This is a genomic window from Neorhizobium phenanthreniclasticum, from assembly GCF_040066075.1.
GTDB lineage: Bacteria > Pseudomonadota > Alphaproteobacteria > Rhizobiales > Rhizobiaceae > Neorhizobium > Neorhizobium petrolearium.
In genome coordinates, this window is sequence record NZ_JBEAAL010000024.1 from 84,418 (window position 1) to 110,954 (window position 26,537).

Annotated in this window: 20 protein-coding genes; 10 read left to right on the top strand and 10 right to left on the bottom strand. The window is 60.1% G+C overall.

The features are described from left to right. Positions 1–17 precede the first annotated feature (17 nt). From ABK249_RS25105 to purH, 3 genes are all read left to right on the top strand, one after another. Positions 18–1,319 carry an RsmB/NOP family class I SAM-dependent RNA methyltransferase gene (locus ABK249_RS25105; protein WP_227704618.1) on the top strand — a complete coding sequence of 434 codons (1,302 nt, stop codon included), beginning with the start codon at positions 18–20 and terminating at the stop codon, positions 1,317–1,319. A gap of 99 nt (positions 1,320–1,418) precedes the next feature. Next, complete coding sequence (locus ABK249_RS25110) at positions 1,419–3,101, top strand: heparinase II/III family protein (RefSeq protein ID WP_348864361.1); 1,683 nt, start codon at positions 1,419–1,421, stop codon at positions 3,099–3,101. A gap of 166 nt (positions 3,102–3,267) precedes the next feature. After that, positions 3,268–4,884 (top strand): bifunctional phosphoribosylaminoimidazolecarboxamide formyltransferase/IMP cyclohydrolase, encoded by a 1,617-nt coding sequence (gene purH, locus ABK249_RS25115; RefSeq protein ID WP_037154366.1) that lies wholly within the window; start codon positions 3,268–3,270, stop codon positions 4,882–4,884. A gap of 8 nt (positions 4,885–4,892) precedes the next feature. On the opposite strand, the gene ABK249_RS25120 is transcribed toward purH, so the two are convergent. Further along, positions 4,893–6,293: an MFS transporter gene (locus tag ABK249_RS25120; RefSeq protein ID WP_227704616.1), complete on the bottom strand. Its 1,401-nt coding sequence runs from the start codon at positions 6,291–6,293 to the stop codon at positions 4,893–4,895. 36 nt (positions 6,294–6,329) lie between these two features. Then, positions 6,330–11,090: an NAD-glutamate dehydrogenase gene (locus ABK249_RS25125; RefSeq protein WP_348864341.1), complete on the bottom strand. Its 4,761-nt coding sequence runs from the start codon at positions 11,088–11,090 to the stop codon at positions 6,330–6,332. Positions 11,091–11,263: 173 nt separating this feature from the next. On the opposite strand from ABK249_RS25125, the gene pdxY reads away from it, so the two are divergent. Both pdxY and ABK249_RS25135 read left to right on the top strand, forming a co-directional pair. Next, complete coding sequence (gene pdxY, locus ABK249_RS25130) at positions 11,264–12,133, top strand: pyridoxal kinase PdxY (protein WP_348864342.1); 870 nt, start codon at positions 11,264–11,266, stop codon at positions 12,131–12,133. Between the two features lie 66 nt (positions 12,134–12,199). After that, the gene (locus ABK249_RS25135) at positions 12,200–12,874 is read left to right on the top strand and encodes a carbonic anhydrase (RefSeq protein WP_348864344.1); all 675 of its coding nucleotides are present in this window, start codon (positions 12,200–12,202) and stop codon (positions 12,872–12,874) included. Positions 12,875–12,877: 3 nt separating this feature from the next. On the opposite strand, the gene ABK249_RS25140 is transcribed toward ABK249_RS25135, so the two are convergent. From ABK249_RS25140 to ABK249_RS25170, 7 genes are all read right to left on the bottom strand, one after another. Next, positions 12,878–13,705, bottom strand: coding sequence for a lytic murein transglycosylase (locus ABK249_RS25140; protein WP_037154080.1), 828 nt, complete (start codon positions 13,703–13,705; stop codon positions 12,878–12,880). Between the two features lie 195 nt (positions 13,706–13,900). Further along, positions 13,901–14,935 (bottom strand): aspartate-semialdehyde dehydrogenase, encoded by a 1,035-nt coding sequence (locus ABK249_RS25145; RefSeq protein WP_037154082.1) that lies wholly within the window; start codon positions 14,933–14,935, stop codon positions 13,901–13,903. A gap of 313 nt (positions 14,936–15,248) precedes the next feature. Then, positions 15,249–16,064 carry a lipid A 1-phosphatase LpxE gene (locus tag ABK249_RS25150; protein WP_348864346.1) on the bottom strand — a complete coding sequence of 272 codons (816 nt, stop codon included), beginning with the start codon at positions 16,062–16,064 and terminating at the stop codon, positions 15,249–15,251. A 129-nt stretch (positions 16,065–16,193) separates the two neighbouring features. Beyond that, positions 16,194–17,306, bottom strand: coding sequence for a 3-isopropylmalate dehydrogenase (leuB, locus tag ABK249_RS25155; protein ID WP_348864362.1), 1,113 nt, complete (start codon positions 17,304–17,306; stop codon positions 16,194–16,196). 114 nt (positions 17,307–17,420) lie between these two features. Continuing rightward, entirely contained in the window at positions 17,421–17,810 is a 390-nt protein-coding gene (locus ABK249_RS25160) for a RidA family protein (protein ID WP_037154086.1), read from the bottom strand. A gap of 17 nt (positions 17,811–17,827) precedes the next feature. Continuing rightward, positions 17,828–18,433 carry a 3-isopropylmalate dehydratase small subunit gene (leuD, locus tag ABK249_RS25165; RefSeq protein WP_348864347.1) on the bottom strand — a complete coding sequence of 202 codons (606 nt, stop codon included), beginning with the start codon at positions 18,431–18,433 and terminating at the stop codon, positions 17,828–17,830. A gap of 130 nt (positions 18,434–18,563) precedes the next feature. Further along, positions 18,564–18,791, bottom strand: coding sequence for a hypothetical protein (locus ABK249_RS25170; RefSeq protein ID WP_037154090.1), 228 nt, complete (start codon positions 18,789–18,791; stop codon positions 18,564–18,566). 108 nt (positions 18,792–18,899) lie between these two features. Here ABK249_RS25170 and ABK249_RS25175 point away from each other — a divergent pair, with 108 nt between their 5' ends. Together ABK249_RS25175 and ABK249_RS25180 are read left to right on the top strand one after the other, a co-directional pair. Then, positions 18,900–19,802: an HpcH/HpaI aldolase/citrate lyase family protein gene (locus ABK249_RS25175; RefSeq protein ID WP_348864348.1), complete on the top strand. Its 903-nt coding sequence runs from the start codon at positions 18,900–18,902 to the stop codon at positions 19,800–19,802. Further along, positions 19,799–20,005 (top strand): DUF1737 domain-containing protein, encoded by a 207-nt coding sequence (locus tag ABK249_RS25180; RefSeq protein ID WP_037154091.1) that lies wholly within the window; start codon positions 19,799–19,801, stop codon positions 20,003–20,005. Before ABK249_RS25175 ends, ABK249_RS25180 begins: the two co-directional genes overlap by 4 nt. A gap of 18 nt (positions 20,006–20,023) precedes the next feature. On the opposite strand, the gene ABK249_RS25185 is transcribed toward ABK249_RS25180, so the two are convergent. Further along, on the bottom strand, positions 20,024–20,461 hold the full coding sequence (locus tag ABK249_RS25185) for a metallopeptidase family protein (protein ID WP_037154095.1): 438 nt from the start codon (positions 20,459–20,461) through the stop codon (positions 20,024–20,026). 172 nt (positions 20,462–20,633) lie between these two features. On the opposite strand from ABK249_RS25185, the gene ABK249_RS25190 reads away from it, so the two are divergent. Genes ABK249_RS25190 through ABK249_RS25200 form a run of 3 tightly spaced genes read left to right on the top strand, consistent with a single transcriptional unit; the run spans position 20,634 to position 26,465 of the window. Then, entirely contained in the window at positions 20,634–21,572 is a 939-nt protein-coding gene (locus tag ABK249_RS25190; RefSeq protein WP_348864349.1) for an ImuA family protein, read from the top strand. Positions 21,573–21,612: 40 nt separating this feature from the next. Continuing rightward, the gene (locus tag ABK249_RS25195) at positions 21,613–23,031 is read left to right on the top strand and encodes a Y-family DNA polymerase (RefSeq protein ID WP_415926482.1); all 1,419 of its coding nucleotides are present in this window, start codon (positions 21,613–21,615) and stop codon (positions 23,029–23,031) included. Further along, a complete protein-coding gene (locus ABK249_RS25200; RefSeq protein ID WP_348864350.1) occupies positions 23,028–26,465 on the top strand; it encodes an error-prone DNA polymerase in 3,438 nt (1,145 codons plus the stop codon). Before ABK249_RS25195 ends, ABK249_RS25200 begins: the two co-directional genes overlap by 4 nt. The last annotated feature ends 72 nt before the right edge of the window (positions 26,466–26,537 follow it).

Sequence of the window (26,537 nt, forward strand, 5' to 3'; positions counted from 1 at the left end):
GCCTTCCGAAGCCCGGATTGGAGGTTCGAGCCACGGCCGCCAAACTGCTGGCGGCCGTCGTCGATAAAAAGATTTCGCTCGATGGCATGCTCGATCCGGTCCATGGCAATCCCGCCTATAGGGCGCTCAATGACGCCGACCGGGCACTGACGCGGGCGATCCTGACCTCTGCGCTCCGCCATCTGCCCCGCATAGAAGCGGCGATCGCTTCCCTAATCGATAATCCCCTGCCGGAAGGCGCGCGTGCGCTTCATCACGTGCTCGTCGCGGCCGCCGCGCAGATCCTGTATCTCGATGTTCCCTCGCATGCGGCGGTCGACCTCGCCGTCGAGCAGGCCAATCGCGATCCCCGTAACCGCCGTTTCGCCAAGCTGGTGAATGCGGTTCTGCGCCGGATGGTGCGGGAGAGGGAGGAGATGCTCTCGAAGACCGCCGCGGTTTCGCCGGTGCCACCCTGGTTCCGCGAGCGGCTCGTCGCCGCCTATGGCGAGGCAGAGGCCGAGCGCATCGCGGAGGCGCAACTCGTGCCTGCGGCCATCGACCTGACGGTGAAATCCGATCCCAAAGCTTGGGCGGAAAAACTCGGCGGCAAGGTCCTGCCGACCGGCAGCGTCCGGCTGGCCGCTTTTCAGGGGGCGGTGTCCGCGCTCGAAGGGTTCGAAGAGGGAGCGTGGTGGGTGCAGGATGCGGCGGCGAGCATTCCCGCCAGACTGTTCGGCGATCTCAAGGGGAAAAAGGTGGCCGATCTCTGTGCGGCGCCGGGCGGCAAGACGGCGCAGCTCATTCTTGCCGGCGCCCACGTGATGGCGGTCGAGCAGTCCGCCAACCGGCTTGTCCGGCTTGAGGAAAACCTGAAGCGACTCGGGCTCCAGGCCGATCTGGTGGGTGGCGATCTGTTCGATTTTCGCCCGGAGGAACCGCTGGACGGCGTGCTGCTCGATGCCCCCTGTTCCTCCACCGGCACGACGCGCCGGCATCCGGACGTGCTCTGGACCAAGGGGCCGGAGGATATCGCCAAGCTCGCTGCATTGCAGGAAAGGATGTTGCGCCACGCCGTCACGCTGGTGAAGCCGGGCGGCATGATCGTCTTCTCCAACTGCTCTCTCGATCCGTCTGAGGGAGAGGAACTGGTTGCGCGCGTGCTCGGGGATCATCCGGACCTGCAGCGTTTGCCCGTAGATCCCAGGGACTGGCCAGGGCTTGGAGAAGCAATCTCGCCACTCGGAGAATTCCGCACCACGCCGGCCATGCTGCCAGGCGACGAAAATTTTGCGGGCGGCATGGACGGGTTCTTCGCGAGTGTGCTTCAGCGTCGGTAAGGCTTTATTCACCATACGGCGCGCATTCTTTCGAATGATCTAAAGTGATTCCCGCCGACAGGCGGAGACCGGATTCCTGCGGAGTGTTCCAGATTGACGATGCGGCTCGCGGATCGCCGGAGGCTTTTCTCCTACGGCATTCGGGAAATCTGGCGCCGCCTTTGCCGGCGGTCGGCCGGAATTCGTCTGGCTGTGACATCTTCTGCCCTTCAGGTGCCGGACAGGCTGATTGTCGCGCCGACGGATCTGAGGGCCCTCGATTCTTTCGTGGCGGAAGAAATCCTGGAAGATCGTTTCCCGCTGGCCGGGAGAATTCTCGAAACATTTGGTGAGTCGCCCTTTTCCATCGAGCTTCCGTCCCGCGCCTTTGCCGAGCGGCTCCATTCCTTTGCCTGGCTCAGGCATATCCGTACCAACAAGACGGAAGCAACCTGCGCCCATGCACGGCAGATGGTGTCAGACTGGATCGCATTGCATGGCCGGCGTCCGAAAGGCATTGCCTGGGAGGCGAATGTCGCAGCAGAACGGGTGATCGCCTGGCTCTCTCATTCAACCGTGGTGCTGCAGGGAGCGGAGGCGGGATTCTATCGGCGCTTCATGAGAAGCCTTGCCTACCAGGTCGGATACCTGAGGAAGATAGCCGGCTGCCTGCCGGAAGGGGAGACGCGGCTTAGGCTCCGGATCGCGCTTGCGATGGCTTCGGTTTCGATGCCGGCGCGCGCCGCCCATATCCGTCGCGAGGGCATCCGGCTTGACCGCGAACTGGAGCGGCAGATCATGGCGGATGGTGGTCACATATCGCGCAATCCCCGCGCGGTCCTCAATCTCCTGATCGATCTCCTGCCTCTTCGCCAGACTTATATCAACCTCGGCCACGATCTACCGCAGAAACTCATTCCGACGATCGACCGCATGTATCCGGCGCTTCGGTTCTTCCGGCATCAGGACGGTGACCTTGCGCTGTTCAACGGAGCGAGTTCGACGCCAGCGAGCGAGCTGATGTCGGTCCTGAGATATGACGAGACCGCAGGCAAGCCATTCAAGGCCCTGCCGCACATGAACTATCACCGGCTTTCGGTGGAAGGGACCACGCTGATCGTTGATACAGGGCATTCGCTTTCCGCCGAACTTTCGCGCAGTGCGCATGCCGGCTGTCTTTCCTTCGAGATGTCAGCCGGTCGGCACCGCTTCATCGTTAACTGCGGAGCACCAAAATATGCCAGCCGCAGCTACCGGCAGGTCGCCCGGTCGACGGCTGCCCATTCGACCGTGACACTCAACGAGACCTCGTCCAGCCGCATCGTCCGCTCCAGGTTTGCCGGGCCGATCCTGCTCGGCGGCGTATCGGAGGTGGAGGTCGAGCGGTGGGACGATATGCATGGCAACGACTGGCTGCGCGCTCGCCACAATGGCTATGTGCGCGAGTTCGGCTATTTTCACGAACGTGAGATCGGTCTCAACGTCAAGGGCGACAAGATCAAGGGCCATGACCGGTTGTTCCTGCCGGAAGACAAAGGACCCGAAACCGGGCCATTCGCGGCTGCGGCGCGTTTTCATATCCATCCGGCTATCGTGCTTTCCCGGCGCGATGAGGAAAGCGTCGTCATGCGGGCGCCGGATGGCGAGACCTGGATTTTTGCCGCCCCCGGTCTCGATGTGCTGATAGAGGAGGATATCTTCTTTGCAGATGTCTCCGGCGTCAGGCCGAGTCAGCAGCTCGTCATCGAATTTTCGCCACCGGAGACATCGGAAATCCGCTGGATGCTGAGGCGCGGAGATTAACGCGCAGCGCGGTTCAATCTCTTGTTATTCTACCTGTCGTTATGCCGAAACCGGCCCGCACTTCCGGGGGAGATGGATTAGGCGTTTCCTCAGGAGCGAAGCTATGCTAACCGGCGGCCATCTTTTGATGGCGCCGGGTTCAGCGGCGCATTTTGAGGAGAGACCGATGGCTGTCGTTTCCAAGAAAATCCCTGCTCCCGACCGCGTGAAAATCCGGACCGCGCTGCTTTCTGTCTCCGACAAGACAGGCATTGTCGAACTTGCCCAGGCGCTGGTCGCCCAGGGTGTGAAACTCCTGTCGACGGGCGGGACGCACAAGGCGATTGCGGCCGCCGGCCTGCCGGTCACGGACGTCTCGGAGGTCACGGGTTTCCCGGAAATCATGGACGGCCGGGTAAAGACCCTGCATCCGAACGTGCATGGCGGATTGCTGGCCATCCGTGACGATCAGGAGCATGTGGCAGCAATGAAGGAACACGGCATCGAAGGCATCGATCTCGCCGTCATCAACCTCTATCCATTTGAGGAAGTGCGCGCCGCCGGCGGCGACTATCCGACAACGGTCGAAAACATCGATATCGGCGGGCCGGCGATGATCCGTGCTTCCGCCAAGAACCATGCCTATGTAACGATTGTCGTCGATCCGTCCGACTATCCGGCAGTGATCGAGGCGCTGCGCACCAGCGACGGCCAGACGGCCTACGCTTTCCGCCAGAAGCTGGCGGCCAAGGCCTATGCCCGTACGGCTGCCTATGACACGGCAATCTCCAACTGGTTTGCCGAGGCGCTCGACATTGAAATGCCGCGCTACCGGACAATCGGCGGCGTTCTGAAGGAAGAAATGCGCTATGGCGAAAACCCGCACCAGAGCGCCGGCTTCTACGTGACCGGCGAGAACCGCCCAGGCGTCGCGACCGCCAAGCTCCTGCAGGGCAAGCAGCTTTCCTATAACAATATCAACGATACCGACGGCGCCTTCGAATTGATCGCGGAGTTCTCGCAGGGCAAAGGTCCCGCATGTGCGATCATCAAGCACGCCAACCCCTGCGGCGTTGCGACCGGCCCGACGCTGAAGGATGCCTATCTCCGCGCCCTCGCCTGCGATTCCACATCTGCCTTCGGCGGCATCATTGCACTCAACCAACTCCTCGACGGCGAGACGGCCGAAGAAATCGTGAAGCTCTTCACGGAAGTCATCATTGCGCCGGAAGTCTCGGAAGAGGCGAAAGCGGTGATTGCCAAGAAGCCTAACCTCCGCTTGCTGGTGACCGGCGGCCTGCCGGACCCGCGTTCGCGGGGTATCACGGCCAAGACCGTTTCCGGCGGCCTCCTCGTCCAGACCCGGGACAACGGCATGATCGAGGACATCGACCTGCGCGTTGTCACCAAGCGCGCGCCGACGCCAACCGAACTGGAAGACATGAAGTTCGCCTACAAGGTGGCAAAGCACGTGAAGTCAAACGCCATCGTCTATGCGAAGGACGGCCAGACAGCCGGTATCGGCGCCGGCCAGATGAGCCGGGTCGATTCCGCCCGCATCGCCGCCATCAAGGCGGAAGAGGCGGCCAAGGCCATGGGATGGGCCGAGCCGATGACCAAGGGATCGGCTGTCGCGTCCGAAGCTTTCTTCCCTTTTGCAGACGGGCTGCTGTCGGCGATCGCGGCTGGTGCTACGGCCGTCATCCAGCCAGGCGGCTCGATGCGGGACGAGGAGGTGATCGCCGCCGCCGACGAGCACAATGTCACGATGGTCTTCACCGGCATGCGGCATTTCCGGCACTAGGACCGAAGCTATTGAGCCGGAGTCTGCTTCGGCTTATCGGCGGGATAGGGTGTGATCAGCAGGAGCGCCAGGCCGGCCAGCAAGAAGATCATCAGCGTCGACATGCCGAGCCGGGCAGAGCCACTGGCATAGGTCACTATCGAGAAGAAGAGCGTTGCCATGAAGCTCGTGGCGCGGCCGGAAAGCGCGTAGATGCCGAAATAACGGCCAGCTTCGGATAGGCTGACGCTGCGCGCCAGATAGGATCGCGATGAAGCCTGGACCGGGCCGAAGGCGAGGCCGATCAGCAGCCCGAAGAGAATATAGGCTTTTTCTGCGGCCGTGCCGAACAGACCGCCGCTGTCTTCCATCGAGAGCGGGAGAAGGCCGAAGAAGACGAAGCCCGGGCCTGTGGAAATGATGCCGAGTGTTGCGACAAGCAGCAGTATCAGGCTGATGATCACGACGACCTTGGATCCGAGGAATCGATCGAACCAACCGGCCGCGATGCAACCGAAGATCGCCACGACGTTCAGGATGATGCCAAAGATGCCGATCTCGATCGTTGCCCAACCAAACATGCCGGCCGCAAACGTCCCGCCGAGAATGAGCAGGCCATTGACGCCATCCTGATACAGCATGCGCGCGACCAGGAATTTCGTGATGCCGGTCCGCCTTTTCAGTTCCCGCAAGGTGCCGCCGAGTTCGCGCAGGCCCGAGCGGACGGCCTTGCCGAGCGGTGCGCCCCTTCCCGCATCCGGTGTGAAGAGGAACATCGGCAGGATGAAGAGGAAATACCAGAGGGCCGATATGGGGCCGGTGATGCGGGCGTCTTCGCCAAGATGCGGGTCGAGGCCGAAGAGCGGCGGCAGGCCGATCAGCGTCACGCCGGTTTCCGGATTGGCGGCGAGCAGTGCGACGACCGCCATCAGCACGATCATGCCGCCAAGATAGCCGAGACCCCAGGCAATGTTGGAAACCTTGCCGATTTCGTCCTTGGAAACCAGGCGCGGCATCATGGAATCGTTGAAGACGGTCGAGAATTCCGCGGCGATCGAAGCGAAGATCATGAAGAAGATCGGCCAGATGATCGGCGAGCCGGGAGCTGCGAACCAGAGCAGGGCGACCGAGGTGATCTTGATGGCGGCGAAGACGGCGATCCATGGCTTGCGGGGACCGGACTGGTCGGCGATCGAGCCCAGGACCGGTGAGAGGATGGCGATGACGATCGAGGAGATCGTCGCCATGTTGCTCCAGGCGGCCTGCGCTGAAACCGGATCACTGGTCAGGCGCGACACGAAATAGGGGCCAAAGACGAAGGTGGTGACAACCGTGAAGAACGGCTGCGCCGCCCAGTCAAAGAGCATCCAGCCCCAGATACCGCGCCGTTGCGTTTTCACCGGCGCATTATCCATGTGAGAAACGGCCATCTTTTCCCCCACGTCAGCCACCTCTCAGCACCCGCGCTACGCCACCGGGCCATGCGCAAGATCGCTGAGCAGGCCCGCCGCAACCATGATCTTGGGAAGCGTCAGATCGCTGCTTTCGCTTAATGCCACCAGTTCGGCGCCGATGCGGTTCACGTGCATGCGATCATTGCTCACCCAGGCTTCCAGCGGCTTCTTTTCCTTCGGATAGGCGGCCAGCGCGGCGATGACGATATCGCGTCGGGCCGCAGCGATCTGCTGCAGGCTGCGGGAAAGCGCCAGGCTTTCATAGTGGTCCGACGTGCCGATCCGGCTGCCGGCCGCGAGGAGCCGGTTGACACGGAAGGTTTCGGTTGCCGAAAAATAGCTTTCGGTGGCGCGCGCCATGGTCTCGCCCGTCCGGTCGGCGATCAGCATGATCTCGGGCACTAGGACAAGGATCGAAAGCAGCGTGACCTCCCGGGCGAGCGAAGCGGGAACGCCCTGGGCTTCAAGCTCAGAGGCACGAGCGGCCATTTCAACGGCGCCAGCGCCGTTGATCGAGGAGCGCAATCCTTTGATCGCAGCCTTGAGCCGACTCATCGCCCCATCCATGTCGCCCGTACCGACCTGTGTCTGAAGGATGAGCCGCGTGGCTTCCGCGAAGATTTCACTGATCCGGGCGTAAAGATCGTTCTGCGTCTGGCCGGCAATCTTTCCGTCCAGCGCGTCGATCTCGGCCCAGAGCTTCGGCAGGTCGAAACCGTCCCGCGCCAAGAAGGCAGCTTTCACGATATTCGCGGCCGTGGCCCCGGTCATGTCGCTCATCTGCTGTATGAAGCCTGGCCCGCCGCGGTTGATCGCTTCGTTGCCGAGCACGGTGGCGATGATCTCGCGATGCAGGCGGTGGTTTGCGATATCAGCCGCATGAGGCTTCTGCATTCTGGCCGGGAAATAGGCCTGCAGCACCGCGGAGAAATAGGGATCATCCGGAAGGCTGCTTTCGACCAGCGCATCGAAAAGCATGATCTTCGCGTAGGAGAGCAGCACGCCGATTTCCGGCCTGGTGAGCGGCCGACCGGACAGATACCGTTCCGCGAGTTCGGCATCGTCCGGCAGGGTTTCCACCTTGCGGTTCAGGTGATCCCGGGCCTCCAACACGGACATGAGGCGGGACAATTCCTCCCGGTTGGCGAGGCCCTTCCGTTCCGCCAGCGAGATCGCCAGCGGCTGGAGATAGTTGTTGCGAAGGACGAGGCCGGCCACTTCGTCGGTCATCGAGGCCAGGAGGCGGTTGCGCTTGTCGCGCGTCAGGCGTCCATCCTGCATGGCCGAATTCAACGCAATCTTGATGTTGACCTCGACGTCGGAGCAGTTGACGCCGGCGGAGTTGTCGATCGCATCGGAATTGCAGCGGCCGCCGGCAAGCGAATAGGCAATGCGACCCTTCTGGGTCATGCCGAGATTGGCACCCTCGCCGATCACTTTGGCGCGCACTTCGTCGGCCGCTATACGAATCGGATCGTTGGCGCGGTCGCCCACTTCGGCATCGGTCTCGAACGCCGCCTTGATGTAGGTGCCGATGCCGCCGAACCAGAGCAGGTCGGCCGGGCTTTTCAGGATCGCCATCATGATTTCGAAGGGCGTTGCGGCCGTCTTGTCGATGCCGATTGCCGCTGCGGCTTCCTTAGTCAGCTTTACCAACTTTTCCGAACGGGAAATGATCATCGCGCCTTCGGAGAGCGCCTTGCGGTCGTAATCCTGCCAGCTCGAGCGCGGCAGCGCGAACAGGCGTTCCCGCTCGGCGAACGACTTTTCGGTATCCGGATCGGGATCGATGAAGATGTCGCGGTGATCGAAGGCGGCAACGAGCCTGATCTTACGCGACAGCAGCATGCCGTTGCCGAAGACATCGCCCGACATGTCGCCGACGCCGACGACGGTGAACGGCGTCGTCTGGATGTCGATGTCCCTCTCCCGGAAATGCCGTTTCACGGCCTCCCAGGCACCGCGGGCGGTGATGCCCATCTTCTTGTGATCGTAGCCTGCGGAACCGCCGGAGGCGAAGGCGTCGTCCAGCCAGAAGCCGGCTTCCTGCGCTAGAGCATTGGCCGTGTCGGAGAAGGTCGCCGTGCCCTTGTCGGCCGCCACGACGAAATAGGGATCGTCGCCATCGATGCGGATCGTGTTTTCCGGGCCGGCCACGTCTGCACCGGTGATGTTGTCGGTGATCGAGAGGAGCGTGCGGATGAAGGTCTTGTAGGCCTCTTTCCCCGCATTGAAAATTTCCTCACGCGAGCCGCCTGCAGGCAGCGCCTTCGGGAAAAAGCCGCCTTTCGCGCCGACCGGCACGATGACGGCGTTCTTGACCTGCTGCGCCTTCACGAGGCCGAGAATTTCGGTGCGATAGTCCTCGCCGCGGTCGGACCATCGGATGCCGCCGCGCGCCACCTTGCCGAAGCGCAGGTGCACGCCCTCCACTTCCGTTCCGTAGACGAAGATTTCCCGGAAGGGGCGCGGTTCCGGCAGGCCGTCGAGCAGTTTCGGATCGAGCTTGAAGGCCAGCATCCTCTTTGGCGAGCCGTCGATCTCACGCTGGAAGTAGTTGGTGCGCAGCGTCGCATCGACCGCATTGACATACCGGCGGAATGTCCGGTCCTCGTCCAGGTTGGGCACGCTGGAAAGCGCCTCCTCGATCTCCGCATGGATATCCGCGAGCTTCTTGGCGCGGGTCTTCTCGGCAATTTTCGGATCGAAGCCGTCGCGGAAAAGGCGGAAGATGGCGGCAGCGATCGCCGGATATCTGGTGAGCGTATCGGCGATATAGGTCTGCGAGTAGACGATGCCGGCCTGACGCAGATATCTGGCGTAGGCGCGCAAGACCGTGACTTCGCGGGCTGAAAGACCGGCGAGCAGGACGAGCCGATTGAAGCCATCGTTATCGATCAGGCCGCCGAAGGCGGACAGGAATGCCTCCTCGAGCAGCGGCCCCTCGCGGGAAAGATCGACCGCGCGGGCGTTATTGAGCTGCAATTCCATGTCGTGCAGCACGACGAGCTTGCTTTCCGGCCCGACATGGATTTCGAACGTCTGCTCGCTGACCACATGGAATCCGAGGTTTTCCAGCAAAGGCACTCGGCGGGAGAGCGACAAGTGCTGATCCTTGTGGAAGATCTTCAGGGAGACGGTGTTTGCGACCTCGTCCGGGCGGCGGTAGAAGGCGATGCGGATCGTCTCGCCGGCAGCGCATGCTGCGATATCGGGCAGGTCGGCAAAGGTTTCCTCGGGCGTAAAGGTCTCCTGGAAGGCCTGAGTGACGGAAAGGCGCGGGCCTTCCTTTGCCAGCATGGCGAAACGTTCTTCCCAGGGCGTGGCAATCAGGCGGATCGCCTCTTCCAGCTTCACCTGGGCGATTCGTGGCGTCTTGCCGCCGCGCCGGCCGATGATGACATGGACGCGCGCGACCCCGCCCTCCGGGAAGGCCGGATAATAGGCGGAGACGTGGCCGTCATAGACACTGGCGAGGTAATCGCTCACCTTCTCGCGGACCAGCGAGTTGTAGTCCTCGCGTGGCACATAGACGATCACCGAGACGAAACGGTCGAAATGATCGATGCGCGGCAGTATCCGGACACGGGGGCGCTCGCTCAGTTCCATGATCTGCTCGCAAAACCTCGCAAGCAGGTCCGGATCGATCTGGAAAAGGTCGTCGCGGGGATAGGATTCCAGCGTGTTTTCCAGCATGCGGCCGGAATGGCTGTCGGGGTCGAAGCCGAAATGCTCCTCGATCCGGGCCGCCTTGGCGCGCAGAAGCGGGATTTCGCGAACGGAGTGAGTGTAGGCAGTCGCCGTGAAAAGACCGACGATGCGCAATTCGCCGACGACCTCGCCTTTTTCATCGAAGCGCTTGACGCCGACATAGTCCATATAGGCTCGTCGGTGGACGACCGATTTCACATTCGCCTTGGTGACGATGAGGAAATCCGGTCCGTCGAGGAATTCCAGGATTTCCGGCGTTGTCATCACCGCGTCCTTGCCCTGGCGCAGCACGAGAACGTCCGGATCGGAAAGGATGCCCAAGCCGCGGCCCTTGCCGCGTTCGAGCTTCGCTTCCGGGCCCTTGCCAGAATAGACGTATTCACGCATGCCGAGGAAGGTGAAATTGTCGTCGCGTAGCCAGTCAAGGAAGGCGAGCGCCTCCTCCCGATCAGATTTTTTACGGCTCGCGGAATTGTTGAGCTGCTTTGCTGCCCCCTCCAGCACCTCCAACATGGAGGCCCAATCGGTGATCGCCAGATGCACTTGGTCGAGGATGTGGCGGATACGCTCGGTGAGCGCCGTCGCCTGCTCCCGGTTCAGCGGCGCAATGTGGATCTGGATGAGGCTCACATGATGAGCCGGATTCCCGGGCTGCTCGGTGGAACGCAGAACCGGTTCTTTTCCCGGCTCCAAATTGAGGATCGGGTGGACCGCCATGAAGAGGTCACGATGGGTCGCGGTCACCTCGCCCATGATCGAATCGAAGAGGAAGGGCATGTTCCGGTCAACGACGGTCAGCACCGAAACCGGCACGCCGTTCGGCTCAACGCCGGATAAGGTCTCCACCGTGATATCCGCCCGGATCCGCGTCCAGGCCTGCAACCGTTCGGCCGCATGTCTCGCCGAGCGGGCCAGCATTTCGGGCGTATAGTTCTCAAGATCGTCATTGCTGGCCCGGCCAAATAGTATGAACGGATCGAGATGCGGTCCCTTGCTTTCAGCGGCGATTTTGCGTGCGCTTTCGATCTGCTTTTCCCGCTTCGGATTCTGCCTGGCGGCCATGCCCCTCTCCCCTTTTCCGTTCAAAGATCGAATAAATTCATCTCATGTCATCATGCGGCAACGTGGCCGATCCATGTCAGTGCGCAACAGACCTTCTATTCTTCCGTGAAGCCTTGTTGACATAACCGGCCGAAGAAACCATCAACAGGGCCTCGAAGCGGGAAATCAGACCCATGGATACCAGCAATGCCGTCATCGTCATCTCCAGCCATGTCGTGCGGGGCTCGGTCGGCAACAGAGCCGCTGTCTTCGCATTGGAAATCCTCGGGTTTCCCGTTTGGGCCATGCCGACCATCGTCCTTCCCTGGCATCCGGGTCACGGGCCTTCCACGCGGCTGACCTTTCCCGAATCAGACTTCGACAAGGCTATAGGCGATCTCATCCGCGCGCCATGGCTCGGCGAGGTGAAGGCGGTGCTGACCGGCTATTTCGGCAATGCGGCCCAGCCGCGCTCGGTTGCGCGGCTCATCCGCGCGCTGAAGGAGAGAAATCCCGACCTTCTCTATGTCTGCGATCCAGTCATGGGTGATCTCGGCGGACTCTATATCCCGCAGCCGACAGCGGAAGCGATCCGCGACGAGCTCATCCCGCTCGCGACAATCGCGACCCCGAACCGCTATGAGCTGGCCTGGCTTTCCGGTGCGCCGCTCGAAACCAACAACGCGATCATGGACGCGGCAGTCGCGCTCGGGCCGCCTCGCATCCTGGTGACGTCGGCCGTGCCGATGATGGCGGGCGGGACGGGAAACCTCTATCTCACCGGAAAACACGCACTGCTTGCCGAGCACCGGCTGATCGACAATCCGCCGAACGGTCTCGGTGATCTCATGAGCGCACTTTTCTTGGGGCGAATCCTTGCAGGTATGGATGAGGAAAAAGCGCTGCAGCTTGCCACCGCCAGCGTTTTCGAGATTCTCGCTCGCACGGCCAAGCGCGGCGGCGACGAGCTGACGCTCGAAACGGATGCGTCGAGCCTTTCCGCGCCCATGGCCATGGTGCAAATGCGCCGGCTCGTGCATCCGTTGCAACGGGTGAAGCGATAAGCGGCCCGTCTCGCAATTGCAGAATGGCCGTTGATCTTCGGCGAGCGGCACGATAATCCTTGGTACATGACGGACTTTCCAGACAGACTTCTGGCGGGCTATCGCAACTTCATGAACGGGCGCTATAGCGACGAACGCGATCGCTACCGGGCATTGGCGGAGACCGGGCAGAAACCTCACACCCTTGTCATCGCCTGTTGCGATTCACGTTCTGCTCCGGAGACCATCTTCGACTGTGGTCCCGGCGAGCTCTTCGTCGTGCGCAATGTCGCCAACATGGTGCCGCCCTACGAGCCGGATAGCCAGTTTCATGCCACTTCGGCCGCGCTGGAATATGCGGTTCAAGTCCTGAAGATCCGCAATATCGTTGTCATGGGCCATGGCCGTTGCGGCGGCATTCAGGCGGCGCTGGATCCCTCCACGGAACCGCTGTCGCCGGGCGATTTCATCGGCAGATGGATGAGCCTCGTGCGGCCCGCGGCTGAACAGATCCAGAATAACGCGTTCATGACGCCGGCCGAACGCCAGACGGCGCTGGAACGGGTCTCCATCCGTAATTCCATCGCCAATCTGCAGACATTTCCTTTCGTGAAGAATCGCGGAGAAGAAGGCGGACTCAGCATTCATGGTGCCTGGTTCGATATTTCCACCGGGGAACTCTGGGTGATGAACAGTAAGGGCGATTTTGTCCGCCCCGATCTCGACGAACCGCCGATCGAGGCCGAGCAAGCCTCGGCCTGAATCTCAGCGGGAACTCGTCTGCAGGCCGTCGATCTGGCCGCCGATATGGGCGATCGCCCGCTGATAGACCGAGGCGGCATTCCAGCCCTGGATGGCGGCGAAATTCGGTTCCCCCGGTTGGTATCCGGCACCGGCCCTCCAGCCATGACCGCGCAGGAAGTTGGCGGTCGAGGCAAGCGCGTCGGCGCGCGAGCGGACCATGTCGATATGGCCGTCGCCGTCACCGTCGGTGCCGTAACGGACGACGTTCAACGGCAGGAACTGGGTCTGCCCGATTTCTCCATGAGCGGCGCCGCGGGCAGAAATGCTCAGATCGCCGCGGGCGACGAGTTGGAGAGCGGCATAAAGCTGCTCAGTAAAATAGGCAGAGCGGCGGCAGTCATAGGCGAGCGTGGCGACCGCCGACAGCGTGTGCTGGTTGCCCATGAAGCTGCCAAAACCCGTTTCCATGCCCCAGATGGCGATCAGCGGACCGGCGGGCACGCCGTAACGGCGTTCGATCGAAGCGAAGAGTGAGGCATTGCCGGACCTCATGCTCTTGCCGCGGGAGATGATGGTCGCGCCACCACGCTTGCGCATGAATTCATCGAAGGAGAGCTTGAAGCTCTTCTGACCGCGGTCGGCGCGGATCGTTTCGCGATTGTAGGAGATGTTGGCGAACGCCCTTTCGACGACGGACGGGTTGACGCCGCTTGAGGGGGCAACCCGCTTGAAGTCTTCAACCCAGCGGGCAAAACCAGAGGAATCGTTGCCGCATTGAGGTGCGGCCAAGGCTGGAGTGACGCTCAGAAAACCAGTTGCGATCAGTCCTGCCAGTATAATCTTCTTCATTGCGGTTAGCCCGTCGTGAGCCGGAGCGCTCGGCTGCAAGCGCCCGGGAATATGTTATCGGCCTTATGGCGGTGGTTGCAAATATTAGCAACTCACCCGCTCATGAATAGTTCGTGAAGTGTCTCGAATACGAGAAACTCCCGCCATATCTGGCAGGAGTTTCTATCGGAATATGCTTAATAAAGCTATCACCAATCAGGCGGCGGCCTTGCGAGGCTTGATCAGGCCACGATTGACGAGCAACTCGGCGATCTGCACGGCATTCAGCGCGGCACCCTTGCGCAGGTTGTCGGAAACGACCCAGATGTTGAGACCGTTTTCAACTGTTGCATCTTCGCGGATGCGGGAAATGTAGGTCGCATCCTCGCCAGCGCATTCGTAAGGCGTGACATAGCCGCCGTTCTCGCGCTTGTCCACGACCAGGCAACCCGGGGCCTCACGCAGGATATCGCGGGCCTGGTCGGCGGTGATCTCGTTCTCGAATTCGATATTGACCGATTCCGAATGACCGATGAAGACCGGAACCCGCACGGCGGTGCAGGTCACCTTGATCTTCGGGTCGAGCATCTTCTTGGTTTCGGCAAGAACCTTCCACTCTTCCTTCGTATATCCGTCCTCCATGAACACATCGATATGCGGAATGACGTTGAAGGCAATGCGCTTGGTGAACTTCTTCGCCTCGATCGGGTCGGCAACGAAGACGGCGCGGGTCTGGGTGAAAAGTTCGTCCATGCCTTCCTTGCCGGCGCCGGAGACGGACTGATAGGTCGAGACGACGACGCGCTTGATCTTGGCGAAGTCATGCAGCGGCTTCAGCGCCACGACGAGTTGGGCGGTCGAGCAGTTGGGGTTGGCGATAATGTTCTTCTTGGAAAAGCCGCTTATTGCATCCGGGTTTACTTCCGGCACGATCAACGGCACTTCGGAGTCGTAGCGCCAGGCGGACGAGTTATCGATGACGATGCAGCCCTGCGCGCCGATCTTCGGCGACCACTTCTTGGAGACGTCGCCGCCAGCCGACATCAGGCAGATGTCGGTATCGGAGAAATCGTAATTCTCGAGATTGGAGACCTTCAGCGTCTTGTCACCAAAGGAAACTTCCGTGCCCTGCGAGCGGGCTGAAGCCAGCGCTACGACTTCACCGGCTGGAAAGCCGCGTTCCGCGAGGATGGACAGCATCTCCCTGCCGACATTGCCGGTTGCACCGGCGACTGCGATCTTGAAACCCATTTTGTGCTCTCTTTCTGTCTCTCCTCGATCCGGTGAGGGGGAAGCCGCAGACGCATCCGCGGATTTCCTTGTCCCCGGCCTTGCCGGGGAGAGAGCGGCGGGCCTGAGACGTCAGACGGTTTTCGTCGTCGTTTTGGCCTTGGTTTTGGAGAAAGCGGAAAAACATACCCGCTGCGCGGCTTCATCGTCCGGCAGTGCACAGTGAGCGATGTTGAATTCGCAGGCACGCATATGGTTGTTTTCCCGTTCGCGAAGCTGTTTAGAAGATTTTCGGGATGAGTCAAGCAAGCGTTTTGCCCAAGCTGCTTTTCGTCTATCCCGCTGTTTCTTCCATTTCTCGTTTCGGCGGGACACCGCGCGGCGGGAAGGGGGCGCTCTTCCAATCCGGACGCGTCAGCAGAGGGATCGGTCGGCGCAAAATCGGCCAGCCGTCGGGCTCCTGCCGGAAAAGCAATCCATGACGGGCAAAGACGATCGCCATCGTCACCGAGAACCACGCGCCGAAGGAAAGGCCGGCGATCACGTCGCTTGGGTAATGAGCACCAACGATGACACGGGAGAATCCAAGCCAAAGGCCCATGATCAGGAAGAGCAGGCGGTAGGGCGGTGCCAACAAGGCCATGGCCATCAGGAATGCGCCGACCGTCGTGGCATGGCCGGACGGAAAGCTTTCGAACCGGGCGCCGGAAAAGGGATTTAAGCCGTAGGCAGTCCACTCTTCATAAAGACCAGGCCGCGCACGTCCGATGATGCGCTTCACCAGGTTGACGAGGAGCCCCGAACCGGCGACCGAGACGAAAACATAAAACGCCATATGGCTGACGAGAATGGCCCGGAAACGTGCCTTCAGGGTTGGCGCCAGCCGGATGACGGCGAGGGCTTCGAAGAACAGGAGGGCACTTGCAAAGAGGATCCAACCGGATTTGCCTAAGTCCGTGATGGTCCGGCCGATTGGCCGCAAGATATTGGGCGTATGGGCCGCATAGAAGCCAACCGGGGCATCGAGCAGGAAGAAGGCAATCAGAACCAGATTGACTGCAATGAGCACATAAGGCCACCAGCGGGGCAACGGCGGGCTTGAACGATAGCGATAACGGCGATGTCTCAGCTTTTTGATTGTCCGCTTCATTAACCTCTATCCGTGGACAGGTTCATTCCTGTTTTCTCGCAGGTGCCCGATATGGGGTGCAGAAAGGGTAAAGACCAGTCGTTGAGGCCGGTCCCTTCCACCTCAGGATGGAAGGGACCGGCAAATGGATCAAGCAGAGAGGTTCGCGAATTCCTTGAGAATTGCATCGCCCATTTCGGACGTGCCGACTTTCTGGCAGCCTTCGGCCATGATATCGCCAGTACGGATGCCCTGGTCGAGTACGTTTGCGATCGCCTTTTCCAGATTATCGGCTTCCTTCACCATATTGAAGGAGTAGCGCAGGCACATGGCGAAGGAGGCGATCATGGCGATCGGATTGGCGATGCCCTTGCCGGCGATGTCGGGCGCGGAGCCATGCACCGGCTCGTAGAGAGCCTTGCGCTTGCCGGTTTTAGCGTCCGGCGCGCCGAGCGAGGCGGAAGGCAGCATGCCGAGCGAACCGGTCAGCATGGCGGCGACGTCGGAGAGCATGTCGCCGAAGAGGTTGTCGGTAACGATCACGTCGAACTGTTTCGGCTGGCGCACGAGCTGCATGCCGCCGGCATCGGCCAGCATGTGCTCGAGCTTCACGTCCGGATAGGAGCGCTTGTGCGTCTCGGTAACGACCTGGTTCCAGAGCACGCCGGACTTCATGACGTTGCGCTTTTCCATGGAGCACACGGCGTTTTTCCGGGTGCGTGCGAGTTCGAAGGCGACGCTGGCGATGCGCTCGATCTCGTAGGTATCGTAGACCTGCGTATCGATGCCGCGCTTCTGGCCGTTACCGAGGTCGATGATCTCCTTCGGCTCGCCGAAATAGACACCGCCGGTGAGCTCGCGGACGATCAGGATGTCGAGACCTTCCACCAGTTCCGGTTTCAGCGAGGAGGCAGAGGCGAGCGCCGGATAGCAGATTGCAGGACGCAGGTTGGCGAAGAGTTCCAGATCCTTGCGCAGGCGCAGCAGGCCTGCTTCCGGGCGCACTTCATAAGGAACGTGATCCCATTTCGGTCCGCCGACGGCGCCGAAAAGCACCGCGTCCGCCTTCATAGCCTTAGCCATATCCTCTTCGGAGATCGCGGCGCCATAGGCATCGTAGGCGCAGCCGCCGACCAGGCCTTCGTCGAGCACGAAATCGGCTTTCATGGCGCTGTTCATATAGCCGATGATCTTGCGGACTTCGCCCATGGCCTCGGGGCCGATGCCGTCGCCGGGAAGGAGGAAGAGGTTCTTTGCCATAATCAGATGGTGTCCTTGCGGGTTTCGCAGGCTCGTTCGTCCTCCCGCGCGTGGCTTTTTGCCTGCGCCTGGCTAAACCTCGTCCGAGCCTGCCGAAGGACGAGGTCGGAAAAGGGGTTACGAACTGCCGGCCCCGATGCGGGCCGTCACCTCGATTTCGATCTTCATTTCCGGTGTCGTGAGGCCGCAGACGACCATGGTTGCGGCCGGGCGGATTTCGGAAAAAGTCGCGCCAAGCACTTCGACCACGGCATCGTAATCGGCCATGTCTGTGAGATAATACCGCACCCGCACGATATCCCGCAGGCCGCTGCCGGCCTCTTTCAGAGCCTTTTCGATCGTGCCGAGCGCGTTTCGCGTCTGGTCCGAAACGTCATCCGGCATTTCCATCTTCGCATAGTCGTAGCCGGTGGTGCCGGAAACATAGACCATGTCGCGGTCCACGACTGCGCGCGAATAGCCGATCCGCGCTTCGAAGGGCGATCCGGAGGAAATCCATTTGACCATCGGGTGCGTTCCGGAAATCAGAGCCAGGGGCGCGCGGCGCGGTTCCTGTTCTCGAAACTGCTGATCGCCGCGTCGCTCTTCAGCGTCGAAGCGATGTCGTCGAGGCCTTCGAGCATGATGTGACGGCGGCCGGGATCGATATCGAAATGGATCGCACCGCCATCCGGGCCGGTGATCTCCTGCGCTTCCAGGTCGACCGAGAGAACCGCATTCGAACCGCGCTCGGCGTCGTCCATAAGCTTTTCCAGGTCTTCCGGGCTGACGACGATCGGCAGGATGCCGTTCTTGAAACAGTTATTGTAGAATATGTCGGCAAAGCTCGTCGAAATCACGCAGCGGATGCCGAAATCGAGAAGCGCCCAAGGGGCATGCTCGCGGGATGAGCCGCAGCCGAAATTGTCGCCGGCGACCAGGATCTTGGCATTCCTGTAGGCGGGCTTGTTGAGCACGAAATCTGCGTTTTCGGTGCCGTCTTCGTTGTAACGGGCTTCCGCGAAAAGACCCTTACCGAGGCCGGTGCGCTTAATCGTCTTGAGGTAATCCTTCGGAATGATCATGTCCGTGTCGATATTGACGACCGGAAGCGGCGCTGCGACGCCGGTGAGCTTGGTGAACTTTTCCATGATCTGCCTCCACGTGGGACTACATCTGCGGAAGCTGCCATAAAGCAAATCTGCGTGGATTTGAAGGCCTGTTTGCCTTCAACCGGTACGCCAATGAGGCTGAGAACGGTCTATTTATGGCTTTCAGGGATCAAAGGTCGATGATCGTGCCGCGGCCGTCATTCCAGACGCGCATTTCGCGCTTGCTGGCCTTCGCGCGTACCGGAACCGGCTTCAGCCGCGCCGAAAGCGCCCGTCCAAGGGAAAGAACCGCGAGGATGCCGACAAAGGCTACGGTCAGAGAAGCTGTCAGAAGCGCTGCCATGGCAAGCACGGCAATTGCCGATACGATGACAAAGAATGCGCGGATGTTTTGCATGGTCCAAACCTTTCTTATCGAAGAATGTGGGCCCTTCCGCCCTTTCTTGCAAGAGGTCTTGCACGGAACGGTATTGCCGCAGACTTAAAAGATTGGCACAAAGTCGTGATGACCGCCTTGACTGACATCAATTCTGCTCCCGCTCGTCTTCGCCGCTCTGTCCTGAGCGTGCCGGCCGGTAATGCAAGGGCATTGGAAAAGGTACATGGTCTCGATTGCGATGCGGTGATCTTCGATCTGGAAGATTCCGTGGCGCCGGAGAAGAAGATCGAGGCTCGCGACAATCTGCGCCGATTGTTCAGGGAAGGGCCGCTGCGAAACCGGGAAACTATCATCCGCATCAACCCTCTCGAAACCGAGTTCGGCAGAGCCGACATGGATCTCGTGGTCGAGATATCGCCAGAAGTGGTGCTGGTTCCCAAGGTGGAGCGGGTTTCTGAGGTGCAAGCGATCGCGGATATCCTGTCCGAGACCGGTGCCCCGGACGAGCTTGCCATATGGGCGATGATCGAGACGCCGAAAGGTGTTCTGAACGCGGCGGCGATTGCCGGGGCGGATGAGCGGCTCCGATGTTTCGTCGTCGGCCTCAACGACCTGCGCAAGGGAACCGGTGTCCTGTCGCAGCCTGGCCGTGCCTACCTCGTGCCCTGGTTGATGCAGGTGGTGCTTGCCGGACGGGCTTATGGCATCGACGTGATCGACAGCGTCTTCAACGATTTCAAGGATGCGGAAGCTTTCGATGCGGAATGTGCCCAAGGTTGTGCCATGGGTTTTTCCGGCAAGATGCTGATCCATCCGGCCCAGATCGAACCTGCTAACCGGCATTTCGGTCCCGACCCGCGGGCCGTGGAAGAGGCTGAAGCGGTGATTGCCGCTTTTGCCCGGCCGGAATCCCAACATCTCAACGTCATCAATCTGAACGGCAAAATGGTCGAGCGCCTCCATCTGGCGGAGGCTGAAAAGCTTGTCGCCAGGACGCGGATCATTGCCGAACGAAAGAAACTTTCATGAAACTCTATCGCTTCCTCACCGGTCCTGACGACTCTTCTTTTTGTCACAAGGTGACAGCTGCGCTGAACAAGGGCTGGGAGCTTCATGGTTCCCCGACCTATGCCTTCAATGCCACGACCGGCGAGATGCAGTGCGGCCAGGCGGTCATCAAGACCGTTCATGGCAAGGATTATGATCCGGACATGAAACTTGGCGAGCAATAAAAGCTCTGTCGATTGACCTTAACGCTGGGCGGCGTCTTCGGCGCTGGCCTCGATGCGTTCCATGTCGTCGTCGCTCAAGCCGAAGTGATGACCGATTTCGTGGATCAGCACATGGGTGATGATATCGCCCAGCGTCTCATCGTTTTCGGCCCAGTAATCAAGGATCGGCCGGCGATAGAGCCGGATGCGGTTCGGCAGTTCGCCCGTTTCCATGTTGAAGCGCTCGGAAATGCCGCGACCTTCGAACAGACCGAGCAGGTCGAAGGGTGTTTCGAGCGCCATATCCTCGAACACCTCATCGTCCGGAAAATCCTCGATCTCGATGATCAGGTTGGTGGTAAGGGCCCGGAATTCCTCTGGCAAGTGACCATAGGCCTCGATCGCCAGCGACTCGAACGAGTTGATCGTCGGCGCGTGGCGATCCCGCCAATCGTCGGTCTGGTCGATACGGGCCATGAGTTCTCCTTCTGATCAGGCCCATATAGTGCCTTCGACGATATTTTTCGAGAGAAGAATCATTGGCCTACCGCCAGAGGAAAAGATTCCTGCCATTTGGTTGTTGACTCTTTCGAAGGCCTCTGGAATCCATAAGAACATAAAGTGAACATTCATGATGGGAGCTGACGCCATGGCCGAGAACGCCACGGCGCGGGAAACGCTTTTTGCCCTGCGCGAACAAATCGCCAGAATGGAGGGAAAACCCTTGCCCAGCCTGGCTGCGGCGAAGCAGGCAGATGCTGCCACGGATCCTGAAGCGCAAAAATCCAGGAACAATCAACCCCGCCTGCCATTCGGCATAGCGCCTCTGGACGCTGCTTTGGATGGTGGCCTGCCATTTGACGGCCTCACGGAAATTCGTTCGATGGTGATGCTGGATGCGGGCGCGGCGAGCGGATTTGTACTTGCGCTTGCCGCTTATCTCAAGGCCATGGAAACAAGCGAGGCACCGGTTTTATGGGTCGGTGACGTCGTTTCCAGGCAGGAGGCCGGCGCTCCTTATGCTGTTGGCCTCAGGCAATTCGGGCTGGACCCTCACGAGATTCTTTATGCGTCGCCGCGCAGGCTGGATGATGCACTATGGCTTGCAGAAACTGCGGTGGCGAGCGGTGTCCTGTCCGCCACCATTCTCGAAATACGGGGCAACCCGAGGCATTTCGGCCTTACCGAAAGCCGGAGGCTTGGCCTGCGGGCGAAAGCAGCGGGACGGCCACTTTTCCTATTGCGGCATGCGGGCGAAGAAGAAGCGAGCAGTGCTTTTTTCCGCTTCCTTGTCAAACCGGCGCGAGCCTCCGGGCGACGCCTTCCGGATGGATCCATGCTTGGCGGCAGCATCGGCCATCCCGTTTTCCAACTGACCCTGGAGAAGAGCCGCAATCCGGCTCCGCTCTCCTTCTTTCTGGAGTGGAATTCCCGTGACCGTCAATTTTCGCTCGACCGTGAAACAGGAGAAACTTCCTCTTTCCGTAACCCGTCAACGCATCTTGGCGCTGGTCTTCCCGCATCTGCCGACCGACAGGATCGCTCGCCAGTTCTGGGGCCTGTCGTGGCGAACGAGAGGGCGTCCTGACCATCCGCCGATCCTCTGTGCCGGGCGGCGTGACAATGCCATGCGGCTTACTGCACTCGATGAAGTTTCCGAACGGCTCGGTTTGAAACGAGGACAGGGCCTCGCGGAAGCGCGCGCCATGTTTCCGAAGATTGACGTGATGGATGAGGATGAGGAAGCCGACCAGGTGCTGCTCGAAGCCATCGCCGACTGGTGCGACCGTTATACTCCACTCGTGGCACTTGATGGCCGCGAGGGCCTCCTTCTGGACATTACCGGTTGTGCGCATCTCTTCGGGGGTGAAGAGGCCTTGTTAAGGGATATTCTTAAACGGCTTTTTCATATGGGGTTCGATGTCAAAGGAGCGATTTCTTCGTCCCCCGGTCTCTCCTGGGCGGCCTGTCGTTTCGGACGCGGTGGCGTAATTGATGACGAAACGATGAAAGAGGTGCTGGCCCCATTGCCGGTCAATGCCTTGCGCATAGACGACGCCATGATCGTCTCACTGCATAAGCTCGGGCTGAAACGGGTCGGTGATCTTTTTCCCATGCCGCGTGCGCCGCTTGCCCGCCGTTTCGGCACGCAATTGCTTCTTCGGCTGGATCAGGCGCTTGGGGCGAATGAGGAAGCGATTTCTCCCCGACGGCCTGTCGCGGCTCTTTCTGCCGAGCGGCGGCTCGCCGAACCGATTCAGGCGGAGGAACATATCCTGCAGCTGACTGGGCAGATCGCGACGTCTCTTCGACCGGGACTGGAAGTTCGCGGAATTGGCGGGCGAGTTTTCGAGCTGGTGCTTTTCCGCATCGATGGCCGGGTGTTCCGCATAGCTGCCGGGGCTTCGCAGCCGCTACGCGATCCGGAACGTATCTCGACCCTGTTTTCCGAGCGTCTGAACGCCGTACACGACGATCTCGATGCGGGCTTCGGTTTCGAACTCCTGCGCCTCAATGTGCTGCAGCACGACACTTTTGGGGCCGCGCAAGGCGATTTCATCGGCGACGGAGAGAGTGAGATCTCACTTGCGGATTTTGTCGATCGAGTTTCGGCGCGTTTGGGGGCGGATTGTCTACAGTTTGCGGAACTGCGGCAAAGCCATATGCCGGAACGGGCGAGAGTTTTTGTGCCGGCGATGACGGCGGGAAGCGCGCAGAAGAAAGGGGATGAAGATTTAGCCTTCGCGCCCAGATCTGATCGGCCATTGCGCCTTTTCCACCATCCGGAGCCGATAGATGCTTTTGCCGCAACGGTACCGGATGGCCCGCCCCAGCGGTTTCGCTGGCGCCGGATCGTTCATCGGGTCGTTCGGGCCGAAGGTCCTGAACGGATTTCGCCGGAATGGTGGATAGATCCTAAGGAGGCGGAGGAACGTGATTATTTTCGCCTGGAAAGCGATGCAGGTCGACGTTTCTGGATTTTTCGCGAAGGCCATTACGACGGAAAAACAGCGCCAAGCTGGCGCGTCCATGGGATTTTCGCATGAAGAATGCCCCCGTTTTTTTCGAGATCGGCGCCAAGACCAACTTCTCCTTCCTGGAGGGGGCTGCACGCCCTGAAGAAATGGTGTTGACAGCAAGCCTTCTTGGCCTTTCCGGCCTTGGCATTGCCGACCGGAATTCGGTCGCCGGTGTGGTGCGGGCGCATAACCAGGTCCGGGACATGAAGGAGACGTACAAGCGTCAGCAGGAGCAGGGGAAAAAGAAGGACGAGGAGGACGCGGTGTGGCCTTGTGCCTTTTACCCGGGAGCGCGTCTCGTCTTTTCGGACCACACGCCGGACGTTCTGGCCTATCCGAGGAATCGGAAGGGCTGGGCCAACCTATGCCGCCTGCTGAGCCGGGGGAACCTTAGGACGGAAAAGGGTTCCTGCATCCTGGAGGAATGGGATTTTCTGGAATGGTGCGACGAGATGATGCTTGCTGTCGTGCCGGATTTCACCCGGGCGGAAGATGCTCAGTACCTAGCGGAGCTGAGTAAGCAGCTGAGCTCTTATCGGGAGAAATTCGAAAAGAATATCTATCTCGCCTTGTCGCCGACCTATGACGGGCGCGATGCGTTTGTTTTCACCACCTTTGCGCAGATCGCTTCGCAATGTCACTTGCCGTTAATCGCAACCAACCTGCCTCTTTACAGTCTCCCCTATCGGCGCTCACTATCGGATGTCGTGACGGCCATCCGCGAGCATGTGACGGTCCAGGAAGCCGGCTTTCGTCTTGCCCCTAATGGAGAGCGGCACCTCAAACATTCCGCTGAGATGGCGCGGCTTTTCGCCAAATATCCGGATGCGATCGCCAACACTCAGAGGTTTTTTAAGCAACTGCAATTCTCGCTGGATGAGCTCAGCCATAATTATCCGGACGAGAGCGTACCGGGCGAGACGGTATCGGAAACCCTGGAGCGGCTGACCTGGGAAGGGGCCAGACGCCGATATCCGGATAAAATTCCGGACAAGGTAACGGATCAGATCAGATACGAACTCGGTCTCATCAAGGAGATGCAATACGAGCCTTACTTCCTGACGGTGCGCCATATTGTCTGGCATGCCCGGTATGAGTTGAAAATCCTGTGCCAGGGGCGGGGATCGGCCGCCAATTCCACCGTCTGCTTTTGTCTCGGTATCACCGAGGTCGATCCGACATTCACGACCCTGCTTTTCGAACGGTTCATTTCGACGGAGCGGAATGAACCGCCGGATATCGATGTCGACTTCGAGCATGGGCGGCGGGAAGAGGTCATCCAGTACATTTATAAGCATTATGGCTTTCGTCACGCGGGTCTCACGGCGGCGGTTACGAGCTATCGGACGCGTATGGCCGGCCGCGAAGTGGCCAAGGCTTTCGGGCTTTCGGAAGACGTCCAGACCGCACTTTCCAGCCTGGTCTGGGGCTGGTCGGAGGACGGGCTTTCGGAGCGGGATGTGAAGGCGGCCGGACTCGACGTGAAAGACCTCACGACGCAGAAAGTTCTGGCTCATGCGAAGGAGCTTCTAGGTTTTCCGCGGCATCTCACCCAGCATGTCGGCGGTTTTCTGATCACGCGCGACCGGCTCGACGAGGTCGTCCCGATCATGAGGACGGCCATGCCGGGGCGCTATATGGTGGAATGGGACAAGGATGATCTCGACACATTGAAGCTCCTGAAGATCGATGTGCTCGCCCTCGGCATGCTGACCTGTCTCAAGAAGGCATTCGACCTCATGCGGGTTCATTACCAGGTTGATGAAACCCTGGCGGGGTTGCAGCAGAAGCCTGAGGACGCCGTCTATGATATGATCTGCCGGGCCGATACGGTCGGCGTTTTCCAGATCGAGAGCCGGGCGCAGATGAGCATGCTGCCGCGGCTCAGACCCCGGAAATTCTATGATCTCGTCGTGGAGGTGGCGATCGTCCGGCCAGGCCCCATTCAGGGGAACATGGTCCACCCGTATTTGAAGCGGCGAGAGGATGAGCGAAACGGCCGGCCGGTAGAATATCCGAGCCCCGCGCTTAAAGAGGTTCTGAAAAGGACCCTCGGCGTACCGCTCTTTCAGGAGCAAGCGATGCAGATCGCTATCACGGCCGCGCGCTTCCCTGCCGAAAAAGCCGACAAGTTGCGTCGCTCGATGGCAACATTCAAGCGATCGGGACGAGTGGAGGAATTCAGGCGAGACTTCATCAATGGCATGCTGGAAAACGAGTATTCAAAAGAATTCGCGGAAAGCTGCTTTAGTCAGATCCAGGGATTTGCGGAATACGGTTTTCCGGAGAGCCATGCCGCTTCCTTCGCCCTGCTTGTCTACGTCTCGTCCTGGATCAAGGCTTACTATCCGGATGTCTTCTGCGCGGCGATGCTGAATTCGCAGCCCATGGGGTTCTATGCGCCGGCGCAGCTGATCCGTGATGCGCGGGAGCACGGCATCCAGACCCTTCCTGTCGATGTGAATAAATCCGAATGGGATTGCACTCTGGAAGAGGCCGTCTTTGACAGGAACGCGATCGACAAGCGTCATGAGTCCATGCGCGATGTCATCAAGACAAGATATGCCGTGCGACTAGGTTTTCGTCAGGTCAAGGGCCTGTCCGAAGATGACATGATCAAGAAATTCACCGCCAGTCGAGGAGGCGGCTACACATCTGTTCATGATCTCTGGCTTCGGTCCGGGCTCGATAAGTCGGCTATCGAACGGCTTGCGGACGCCGATGCTTTCACCTCTCTTGGGCTTACGCGCCGTGAGGCCCTCTGGGCCGTGCGGGGACTTGATGTGAAAAATACGACCGAGAGGTTATCTCTGTTCGATGTGGCAGGCTGTGCGGATCTCAGGCCTGAACCGAAGATCAGAATTCCGACAATGCTGCCGGGCGAGGAGGTGATCGAAGACTATCGGTACCTTTCCCTGTCACTGAAGGCGCATCCGGTCTCCTTCCTTCGTGAAGAATTCAGAACAATGGGAATCGCCCGAAGTGTCGATCTTCTGGACGTTCCGAACGGGCGAAAAGTCACGATCGGTGGGATCGTGCTGGTGCGGCAACGTCCGGGTTCTGCCAGTGGCGTGATCTTCATGACATTGGAAGACGAGACCGGTGTCGCCAATGCGATCGTCTGGCCTAAAACTTTCGAGCGTTTCCGATCGGTCGTCATGGGCGCGCGGCTCGTGAAAATCCGGGGGAAGCTGCAAAGCGAGAGCGGCGTTATTCATACGGTGGTCGAACACATAGAGGACATCACTCCCATGCTTGGCCTTCTGCAGAAGGAGGCGCGCCGGCCCGAGATATCATCGTCCCGATCAGATGAGGTATTGCAGTCCAGCGGCAATCATCGCCGGAAAAGGCGATCCAACGGTATGGAGGAGGAGAGACGTCAGAAAACGGCTGCTGCCGCACCGCCGCTCTATTCGACCGAACCGGGTAGCGTCATGCCCAAGGGACGGAACTTTCACTGAGTGTAGCAAAAGGCTTCGTGAGAAACTGTTTTGCGCTTCAGTTTGCGTTCGTTGGCCGATATTCCCGCGTAG